7 protein-coding genes are annotated in these 9,723 nt (G+C 63.3%); 4 read left to right on the forward strand and 3 right to left on the reverse strand.

Features of this window, described 5'->3' with window-relative positions:
• Positions 1–3 precede the first annotated feature (3 nt).
• Positions 4–1,380, forward strand: a complete 1,377-nt coding sequence (gene mpl / locus EPO09_RS18785; protein WP_290645492.1) for a UDP-N-acetylmuramate:L-alanyl-gamma-D-glutamyl-meso-diaminopimelate ligase — start codon at positions 4–6, stop codon at positions 1,378–1,380.
• A gap of 60 nt (positions 1,381–1,440) precedes the next feature.
• Here mpl and ugpQ read toward each other — a convergent pair whose 3' ends face one another.
• The gene (gene ugpQ, locus EPO09_RS18790) at positions 1,441–2,253 is read right to left on the reverse strand and encodes a glycerophosphodiester phosphodiesterase (protein WP_290645494.1); all 813 of its coding nucleotides are present in this window, start codon (positions 2,251–2,253) and stop codon (positions 1,441–1,443) included.
• A 235-nt stretch (positions 2,254–2,488) separates the two neighbouring features.
• Between ugpQ and EPO09_RS18795 the strand changes: the two genes are divergently transcribed.
• Together EPO09_RS18795 and EPO09_RS18800 are read left to right on the forward strand one after the other, a co-directional pair.
• The gene (locus EPO09_RS18795) at positions 2,489–6,484 is read left to right on the forward strand and encodes an FAD/FMN-binding oxidoreductase (RefSeq protein WP_290645496.1); all 3,996 of its coding nucleotides are present in this window, start codon (positions 2,489–2,491) and stop codon (positions 6,482–6,484) included.
• 2 nt (positions 6,485–6,486) lie between these two features.
• On the forward strand, positions 6,487–6,933 hold the full coding sequence (locus EPO09_RS18800) for an HIT family protein (protein WP_290645498.1): 447 nt from the start codon (positions 6,487–6,489) through the stop codon (positions 6,931–6,933).
• Positions 6,934–6,948: 15 nt separating this feature from the next.
• On the opposite strand, the gene EPO09_RS18805 is transcribed toward EPO09_RS18800, so the two are convergent.
• Complete coding sequence (locus tag EPO09_RS18805; protein ID WP_290645500.1) at positions 6,949–7,602, reverse strand: TetR/AcrR family transcriptional regulator; 654 nt, start codon at positions 7,600–7,602, stop codon at positions 6,949–6,951.
• A 135-nt stretch (positions 7,603–7,737) separates the two neighbouring features.
• Between EPO09_RS18805 and EPO09_RS18810 the strand changes: the two genes are divergently transcribed.
• Positions 7,738–8,622, forward strand: coding sequence for a metal-dependent hydrolase (locus EPO09_RS18810; RefSeq protein WP_290645502.1), 885 nt, complete (start codon positions 7,738–7,740; stop codon positions 8,620–8,622).
• Here EPO09_RS18810 and EPO09_RS18815 read toward each other — a convergent pair.
• A partial coding sequence (locus tag EPO09_RS18815; RefSeq protein ID WP_290645504.1) for a methyl-accepting chemotaxis protein occupies positions 8,612–9,723 on the reverse strand: 1,112 nt, incomplete at its 5' end. The genes EPO09_RS18810 and EPO09_RS18815 overlap by 11 nt on opposite strands.

Below are 9,723 nucleotides of genomic sequence, written 5' to 3' on the forward strand. Positions count from 1 at the left end.
TTCATGCACATCCACATTCTCGGCATTTGCGGCACCTTCATGGGTGGCGTGGCCGCCCTGGCCCGCGAAGCCGGCCACCGTGTGACCGGTTGCGACGCCGGTGTCTACCCGCCCATGAGCGACCAGCTCCGCGCCCTGGGCATCGATCTGATCGAAGGCTATGGCGTTGACCAGATCGACCTCAAGCCCGATTTGTTCGTGATCGGCAACGTGGTCTCGCGTGGCAACCCGCTGATGGAAGCCATCCTGGACGCGGGCCTGCCCTACACCAGCGGCCCGCAATGGCTGAGCGAAAACGTGCTGCAGGGCCGCCATGTGCTGGCCGTGGCCGGCACGCACGGCAAGACCACGACCACCTCCATGCTGACCTGGATCCTGGAGTTCGCTGGCAAGCAGCCGGGCTTCCTAGTGGGTGGCGTGCCGCAGAACTTTGGCGTGTCGGCCCGCCTGGGTGACATCGCTGCTGATACGCGCCCTGCATCGGGCCATCCCTTCGTCATTGAAGCGGATGAATACGACACGGCCTTCTTCGACAAGCGCAGCAAGTTCGTGCACTACCGCCCGCGCACGGCCATCCTCAACAATCTTGAGTTCGACCACGCCGACATCTTTGCCGACCTGGCCGCCATCGAGACGCAGTTCCACCACCTCGTGCGCACCGTGCCTGGCACCGGCCGCCTGGTGGCGAATGCCCGTGAGGAATCGCTGGACCGCGTGCTGGCGCGCGGTTGCTGGAGCGATGTGGCGCGCTTCGGTGTGCGTGGCGATACGCCCGGCTTCCGTGCCCGCGGCGAGCCGCACTCGTTTGACGTGCTCAAGGCTGGCGTGCTCGTCGGCCGGGTTGAATGGGCGCTGCAGGGTGAACACAACCAGATGAACGCGCTGGCCGCCATCGCGGCTGCCGAGCATGTGGGCGTGACGCCTCAACAAGCATGCGAAGCCCTGGGGCAGTTCGCCAACGTGAAGCGCCGCATGGAAGTCAAAGGTGAGGTCAAAGGCATCACCGTTTATGACGACTTTGCCCATCACCCCACCGCCATCCGCACGACCGTGGACGGCCTGCGCCGCAAGCTGGCGCCGGGCACACGCATCCTGGCGGTGTTCGAGCCTCGCTCCAACACCATGAAGCTGGGCACCATGAAGGCCCTGCTGCCCTGGTCACTGGAAGAAGCCGATCTGGCCTTCTGCCACAGCGGCGGCCTGGGCTGGGATGCCAACGAAGCGCTGGTGGAGATGGGCGATCGAGTCATCGTGGCCGATACGATCGACAGCCTGGTGGCCAAGGTGGTCAAACACGCGAAGCCCGGTGATCAGATCCTGTGCATGAGCAACGGCGGCTTTGGTGGCGTGCACGATAAGCTGCTCAAAGCCTTGGCTTGAGCTGACGGGATTGAGTTCACCGCATGAGCCGCCCGGGAGGACGGCTCACGGCGAATCCGCTCAACAAGCGAACTCTTCGGCCTCGACCATCAGTCTGGCCGGATTCGCACCCAGCCGTGCCTGAGGCTCGAACAGGTCCACCCGATCGGTAATCAGGCCATCCAGGCCTGACAGCCACAAGGTGCTGGCGCGCGAAGCGTCATTGACCGTGTAGGTCAGCACCTTCAGGCCACCTGCGTGGCCGGCCGCAATGCGTTCTTCGTCCAGTTGCGTCTGGTTGACCACCAGCGCCTGGCAGCCGAGAACCAGCGCCGTATCTACGGCATCGCGGCTCCACTTGTCCAGCAAGAGCGCACGAGGCAAGTCGGGCTGAGCCTCCTGTGCGGCCCTCAGCGCCTCGACGCTGAATGAGCTCAACAAGGGCTTGATCTGCGACTGCGCCCACAAGCGCGCCACATGCTGCGCCACCACCCGACCCGTGCGCACCTCTTCGCCCGGCGTGGGCTTGATCTCCAGGTTGACCATCAAGCCCAAGGCCTGCAACCAGCGCGCCAGCGACTCCAGCCTCAGCAAAGGCTCGCCGGCATAAGTGCGGCCATGCCAGCTGCCAGCGTCCAGGCGCGACAAGGCATCCCACTTCAGAACACCGGCCACGCCCTGGCCATTGGTCGTGCGGTCCAGTTCGGCGTCATGCAACAGAAAAGGCTCGCCATCGGCGCTGAGCTTGACATCACATTCAAACATCGCAAAACCGTGTTCGGCGCCCAGGCGGAAGGCCGCCATGGTGTTTTCAGGCGCGAGCTTGCCGGCACCTCGGTGGGCGATCCAGCAGGGATAAGGCCAGAAAACGGCATTGGTTCCGGTATGGGTCATGGCGAACTCGACTTCTGAGTATTCTGAACTGGTGGTCAGAATACCGATTTGAGCTGAGCCTAAACGAAGCCAGAAGCCCCTGTCGGTTGCCCTTTTCTGCCCGAGGGCTTGACCTGCTGCGTTAACATCTCGCCTCAGGCGCGAAAACCACCCTCCCCCGCAGTGCCTGGGCGTTATCCCAAACCCCAGGCGAATTGCTCTTTGTTGAACCGGTTTGTTCGCGTCTGGCGCCTTCATGAACGCACCCATCGAGTTGACCCACATGACCGCCCAGGCCGCCGACGCACACGGCGACGGCCAGCCCCGCCTGCGCGAGATCCCCTACAACTACACCTCCTTCTCGGATCGTGAAATCGTCCAGCGCCTGCTGGGCCAACGTGCCTGGGAGGTGCTGAGCCTGCTGCGCACCGAGCGCCAGACCGGCCGCTCCGCCCGCATGCTCTATGAAGTGCTGGGCGACATCTGGGTCGTGCAGCGCAACCCCTATCTGCAAGACGACCTGCTGGACAACCCCAAGCGCCGCGGCCAGCTGATCGAGGCCCTGCATCACCGCCTGGGTGAGGTCGATAAGCGCCGCCAACCCACCAAGAACGCGGGCAACGACAGCTCGCGCGACACCCTGGTCGGCGAACTGCTGAACGCCGCCCGTGGTGCGATCGACCGCTTCGCGCGCACGTTCGAGCACATGGGCGAGTTGCGCGAGCGCACCAACAAGGTCCTGCGCAAGGTCACCCGCCACGACAACATCAAGTTCGATGGCCTCAGCCGCGTTTCGCACGTGACCGACGCCACCGACTGGCGCGTCGAATACCCCTTCGTCGTCCTCACACCGGACACGGAAGAAGAGATGGCCGGCCTGGTCAAGGGCTGCGTCGAACTCGGCCTGACCATCATCCCGCGTGGGGGTGGTACCGGCTACACCGGTGGCGCCGTGCCGCTGACCTGGAAGAGCGCGGTGATCAACACCGAGAAGCTCGAGCAGATGACCGAAGTCGAGATGGTGACCCTGCCTGGCGTGAGCAAGCCCGTGGCCACCATCTGGACAGGCGCCGGTGTGGTGACACAACGCGTGGCCGATGCGGCCGAACGTGGCGGCTTCGTGTTCGCCGTGGACCCGACTTCTGCCGAAGCCTCGTGCGTGGGCGGCAACATCGCCATGAACGCCGGCGGCAAGAAAGCCGTGCTGTGGGGCACTGCGCTGGACAACCTCGCCTCGTGGCGCATGGTCACGCCCGATGCCGAGTGGCTGGAGGTCGTGCGCCTGGACCACAACCTGGGCAAGATCCATGATGTAGCGACCGCCAGTTTCGAGCTGAAGTACTTCCAGGCCGATGGCAAAACGCCGATCCGCACCGAACGCCTCGACATCCCCGGCCGCGTTTTCCGCAAGGAAGGCCTGGGCAAGGACGTCACCGACAAGTTCCTCGCCGGCCTGCCCGGCATCCAGAAGGAAGGCTGCGACGGCCTGATCACCAGCGCCCGCTGGGTCGTGCACCGCATGCCCAAGCACGTGCGCACCGTGTGCCTGGAGTTCTTTGGCAATCCCACCGAGGGCGTGCCATCGATCGTCGAGATCAAGGACTTCATGTTCGAGGAAATGAAGCAGGCTGGCGGCGCCATCCTCGCAGGCCTGGAACACCTGGACGACCGCTATCTGCGTGCCGTCGGTTACGCCACCAAGAGCAAGCGCGGTACCCTGCCCAAGATGGTGCTGGTGGGCGACATCGTCGGTGACGACGAAGACCGCGTGGCCCGCGCCACCAGCGAAGTCATCCGCCTGGCCAATGGCCGTTCGGGCGAGGGCTTCGTGGCCGTGAGCGCCGATGCCCGCAAGAAGTTCTGGGCCGATCGCAAGCGCACCGCCGCCATCGCCAAGCACACCAACGCCTTCAAGGTGAATGAAGACGTGGTGATCCCGCTGCCGCGCATGGGCGAGTACACGCTGGGCATCGAGCGCATCAACATCGAGCTGAGCCTGCGCAACAAGCTGGCGATTGCCGATGCGCTGACGGCCTTTGTGCAAGGCGGCAACCTGCCCATGGGCAAGGTGGAAGACGCCGAAGAGCTGCCCAGCCCCGAGCAGCTCGCCGAGAAGGTGTCTGCCGCGCTGGCACAGCTCAACGCCGTGCGCACCCGCTGGCAGTTCCTGTACGACCACATCGACAGCCCGCTCACGCAAGTAGGAGATCAACTGGTCGCACTGGGCTATGAGCAGCATCGCAACGGCAGCTACAGGCCCGCTGAAGGCGACACCGTCTTCAACCTGCTGCAAACCTGGACGATCCGCGCCAGCTGGAAGCGCGAGATCCGCGACGAACTCGCCAAGATCTTCAACGGTGCCGCCCTGAGCACCATCGTCGACGAGCTCAAGCGCATCCACAAGCAGGTGCTGCGTGGCCGCGTGTGGGTGGCCCTGCACATGCACGCCGGCGACGGCAATGTGCACACCAACCTGCCCGTCAACAGCGACAACTACGAGATGCTGCAGACGGCGCACGAAGCCGTGGGCCGCATCATGAAGCTGGCGCGCAGCCTGGACGGCGTGATCTCCGGCGAACACGGCATCGGCATCACCAAGCTCGAATTCCTGACCGATGACGAGATGGCCAACTTCACCGCCTACAAGCAGAAGGTGGACCCCGAAGGCCGCTTCAACAAGGGCAAGCTGCTGCGCGGCTCGGCCTTGAAGGCGCTGGGCGATGACGTGCACGCCGCTGACCTGACCGAGGCCTACACGCCCTCGTTCGGCCTGATGGGTCATGAATCGCTGATCATGCAGCAGTCGGACATCGGCGACATCGCCACCTCCGTCAAGGACTGCCTGCGCTGCGGCAAGTGCAAACCGGTGTGCGCCACCCACGTGCCACGCGCCAACCTGCTCTACAGCCCACGCAACAAGATCCTGGCCACCTCGCTGCTGGTCGAAGCCTTCCTGTACGAAGAGCAGACGCGCCGTGGCGTGTCCATCAAGCACTGGGAAGAGTTCGAGGACGTGGCCGACCACTGCACGGTCTGCCACAAGTGCCTGACGCCCTGCCCGGTCAAGATTGACTTCGGCGACGTGTCAATGAACATGCGCAACCTGCTCAACAAGCTGGGCAAGAAGAGTTTCCGCCCAGCTGGTGCCGCCGGCATGGCGATGCTCAACAGCAACAACCCGCAGACCATCAAGCTGATCCGCACGGCCTTGGTCGATGTCGCCATGCCGCTGCAGCGCGTGGCCAATGACGTGATGAAGGTGGTGGCCCGCAAGCAGACCAGCGCACCGCCAGCTTCGGTGGGCACCGCGCCGCTCAAAGAGCAGATCATCCACTTCGTCAACAAGAAGATGCCGGGTGGCCTGCCCAAGAAGACCGCCCGCGCCCTGCTGGACATCGAAGACAAGGACTACGTCCCCATCATCCGCAACCCCAAGCAGACCACGGCCGATACCGAGGCGGTGTTCTACTTCCCTGGTTGCGGCTCGGAACGCCTGTTCTCGCAAGTGGGCCTGGCCACGCAAGCCATGCTGTGGCATGCCGGCGTGCAGACCGTGCTGCCTCCAGGCTACTTGTGCTGCGGTTACCCACAACGTGGTGCCGGCCAGTTCGACAAGGCCGAGAAGATGATCACGGACAACCGCGTGCTCTTCCACCGCGTCGCCAACACGCTGAACTACCTGGACATCAAGACCGTGGTCGTGTCCTGCGGCACCTGCTACGACCAGTTGCAGGGCTACCAGTTCGACAAGATCTTCCCGGGCTGCCGCATCATCGACATCCACGAGTACCTGCTGGAAAAGGGCATCACCCTCCAAGGCAAGGGTGCCTTCCTGTACCACGATCCCTGCCACACGCCCATGAAGCTGCAGGATCCGATGAAGACCGTCAAGGCCCTGGTGGGCGATGGCGTGATCAAGTCGGAGCGCTGCTGCGGTGAGGCCGGCACGCTGGCCGTGAACCGCCCGGATATCTCCACGCAGATCCGCTTCCGCAAGGAGCAGGAGATCCGCAAGGGCGAAGCCGAGTTGCGTGACAAGGGCTTGCTGGGCGAGAAAGACAACGTCAAGGTGCTGACTTCGTGCCCCGCTTGCCTGCAAGGCCTGAGCCGCTACGAGGACGACGCCAAGACCGGCCTGCTGGAAGCCGACTACATCGTGGTTGAGATGGCCAAGCAGATCCTGGGTGACAACTGGATGCCTGACTATGTGGCGCAAGCCAACAACGGTGGCATCGAACGCGTGCTGGTCTGATCATGGGACAACTCGATACATCGCGCGCCGTAGGCTGCGAACTGTGCACGCAGGACGGGGGCGTCCTCGTCGTGCGCACCGACAAGCTGCGTGTGATCCGCGCCACTGATGCGGATCACCCGGCCTTCTACCGCGTGATCTGGAACGACCACGTGGCCGAGTGGACCGACCTCGTGCCGGAAAACCGCAGCCACATCATGCAGACCGTGGCCAAGGTCGAAACGGTGCTGCGTGAAGCGCTCGCCCCGACCAAGATCAACCTGGCCTCCCTGGGCAATGTGGTGCCGCATCTGCACTGGCATGTGATCGCCCGCTATGACTGGGATGCCCGCTGGCCTGCGCCGGTGTGGGCCCCCAAGCAGCGCGAGGTGGACGATGCCGCCAAGCGCCTGGCCCTGCCTCTGGAAAAGCTCGATGCGCTGATCGCCAGCGCCTTGCTGGCTCGCTGAGTTCGAACTACGCCGTCAGGCAGGCGCGCTTTCCGCGCCTCCTGATGCACTGCTCTGGCGCCGTGCAAGTTGCCGCTCCATGCGCACGTAATGGCTCACCATGTGAGCCAGGCCATCGACCAGCTCGTCATACGAAATGGGCGGATTGGGATCCGACATGTGGCGAATCACGGTGAACATGCCCGCGTTGACGAAGATGTAGCTCATCGCCGCAAAGCGCCGCATGCCGGCGTACTGCGGGTTGTGCAGCAGGAACTGCACGATGATGTCGCCCAATGAGCGCGAGACATCGCTCAGGTCGAAGCGCACATCAGCATTGAACACCTCGCGGGCGTACTTCAGGTAGCGCTGATCATCGCGCAGCAGCAAGGCCTGCACGTCGTACAGGATGGTTGGAATCGCCTCCGTCAAGGGCAGGCGCACGATGCGCGGCGTCAAAGGCTGCAGCACGCCGATCAGATCCCGCACGAAGCGATCCCGCATCGCCTCATAGATCGCTTCCTTGTTCTTGAAATACTCATACAACGAGCCCACGCTGACGCCGGCGATGTCCGCGATGTGCGTCGTCGTGGTGCCAGCCAAGCCATGGCGCCCCAGGCTGATGTAGCCCGCATCCAGGATGGCTTCGACGGTGGACTTGGCTCGCTGCTGTCGGGGAACGCGTTGCATGGGCAGTAGGCCTGTGGCCGAAATACTGGGATCCCGAAGATCCGAATTGAATCCGAATAAACATTCGGAACAAACTGGCGCTGATTATCGTGCACGTCAAGCAAACGTGCCAGCCTCAGTACGGAGACGCCAACCATGACCGATACCACCGCAACACGTTCCCTCACCGGCGCCCAGGTGGGCATTCCGCCCCGCCACATCGATTTCAAGTTCTCACGCAACGCAGACCGCTACTTTTTCTACGACAACAACCCGCTGGCCAGCCTGCTGTTCGTGGTCTTCTCCGGTGCCTTCCCGCCGGGCGAACGCTTCTTCATGGAGTCGGTGCGCCACTTCCGCGACCAGATCACCGATCCGGTGCTGAAGGCCCAGGTTTCGGGCTTCATGGGCCAGGAAGCCCTGCACAGCCGCGAGCACGGACGCCTCAATGAGCTGTTCCGCGAACGGGGGCAGGATGTGGATCTGGCTGAACGCTATGTGCGCTTCGGCCTGCGTCAGCTGGAGCGCTTCTCGCCCCGCCTGCAACTGGCTTGCACCACCATGATGGAGCACTTCACCGCACACCTGGCCGAAGAGTGGCTCACCAACAAGGCCCTGACCGAATCATCCGATCCGGAGATGCTCAAGCTCTGGTACTGGCACGCGCTGGAAGAGCTGGAGCACAAATCCGTGGCCTACGACGTGTTCGAGCTCATCGGCGGCACGCAGAAAGAGCGCAAACAAGCCGGCTGGCTGGTCGGCACCTTCGTGATGCCTTTCGTGGTCGCAGCCTGGGTGCGCCTGCTGATCAAGGAGGGGCACTTGTTCAACCGTGCAGAGAACCGCCGTGGCTACAGGGCGCTATTCGGACGCGGTGCGCTGATCAGCAACGTGCTTCGCCACATGCCCAAGTTCTGGCGCCGCAAGTTTCACCCACAGCAGCAGCAAACGCAGGAACTGGAAGAGACCTGGCGCGCTCGACTGTTCGGACCGCAGGGGGATCTGATCGAGGTCTACCGCAACCCCAAGGCTACAGCCTGAACTTGCCAACCACTTGCGTCAGCGTCTGCGCTTGAGACTTCAGACTCTCTGCTGCAGCTGCTGACTCCTCAACCAGCGCAGCGTTCTGCTGCGTCATCTGGTCGAGTTGCGTCACAGCCGAGTTGATCTGGCCAATGCCCTGCGATTCCTGCTCGGCAGCCTGCGTGATCTCGCTGATGATCTGGGTCACGCGCTCGACGCCGGCCACGATGTCCTGCATCGAAACGCCGGCTTCTTGCACCAGCTTCGTCCCCGCTTCCACACGTTCGGTGGACGAGTTGATCAGCGATTTGATCTCACGCGCGGCATCAGCGCTGCGCTTGGCCAACGATCTCACCTCGCCAGCCACCACGGCAAAACCGCGCCCTTGTTCACCAGCACGCGCGGCCTCAACGGCTGCATTGAGGGCCAGGATGTTCGTCTGGAAGGCAATGCCATCGATCACGCTGATGATTTCGTTGATCTTGCGCGAGGCCGTGTCAATGTCAGCCATGTTGGATACGACCTGTTCCATGACATTGCCGCCACGCTTGGCCGCGTCCGAGGCGGAGTGGACCAGGCTGTTGGCCGAGCGCGCGGACTCCACCGTGTGACGCACGGTGCCGGTCAACTGCTCCATGGACGAAGCCGTTTGCTGCAAGCTGGAAGCTGTGTTCTCTGTGCGGTTGCTCAAATCCTGATTGCCTGCGGCGATCTCGGATGAAGATTGCCCGATCGAGTTCGCCGCGGACTGCACCGTCAGCAGCGACGAGGACAGCTCGCGCACCATGCGCCCGAGCGCATCCAGCAACTGCCCGACCTCGTCATTGCGTTGGCTGTGAATGTCCTGATCAAAATGCCCTTGCGCCACCTCTTCGGCAGCATGCGCAGCCAGATGAACATCGCGAATGATCCGGCCTTGCGTCAGCCAGGCATAGCCAAAGGCACCACCGGCACCCAACAGGCACAACAAGGCAATCAACATGATCTGACGGCTGGCACTGGCCTCCATGGCCAGGGCATCCTGGTTTGACTGCTGCTGCACCTTGCCCACCAGCACACCCAACTGGCCAATCATCTTCTTGTATTGCTCGTCGGTAGCCTGCATGGCCGCCACGCCGG

The organism is Aquabacterium sp. (assembly GCF_004297345.1).
GTDB lineage: Bacteria > Pseudomonadota > Gammaproteobacteria > Burkholderiales > Burkholderiaceae_C > Aquabacterium.